The sequence below is a fragment of the Citrobacter sp. VF227 genome (assembly GCF_052950715.1).
In genome coordinates this window covers 1-479 of the sequence record NZ_JBRFVF010000348.1, presented here as the reverse complement: position 1 = coordinate 479, position 479 = coordinate 1, and the positions used below count along the sequence as shown (strand labels likewise).

Sequence of the window (479 nt, the reverse complement as noted above, 5' to 3'; positions counted from 1 at the left end):
GCCCCGGACCGCCGGCTCCACGCGACGGGGGGCCAGGCGCGGCTGCTGTACGCGGAGCTCGCCCGGAACCTCGCGACCCGCGCGGCGCCCGACGGCGGGGCCATGCGCAACGTCCTCGAACGTTTCGTCGCCAAGGCCGTCGAGGACGGGAAGCGCACCGGGCGCGCGACCGCGGACGCGATCCGGGCCGGCCTCGCCGAGTTGCAGGAACAGGTGGGAGGCTACGACTTCGCCACCGTGGTCGCCGCCTACGCCGCGGCCCACGAGGACGGCGACGAGGCGCGGCAGGCGAACGCGCTGCGCTGGCTGCGGGGCGAGTACGCGACGCGGACCGAGGCGCGCCAGGATCTCGGCGTCCGCGGCATCATCGACGACGGGAACGTCTACGACAGCCTGAAGCTCCTCGCCCGCTTCGTACGCCTCGCCGGCTATGCCGGGCTGTTCGTCTGCCTCGACGAGCTCGTGAACCTCTACAAGCT

Annotated in this window: 1 protein-coding gene; it reads left to right on the top strand. The window is 73.7% G+C overall.

What is annotated here, in order from left to right; all coding sequences use genetic code 11:
* Positions 1 to 42: 42 nt before the first annotated feature.
* On the top strand, positions 43 to 479 hold a 437-nt coding region (locus tag ACU8YC_RS26690), incomplete at its 3' end, for a BREX system ATP-binding domain-containing protein (RefSeq protein ID WP_446896220.1).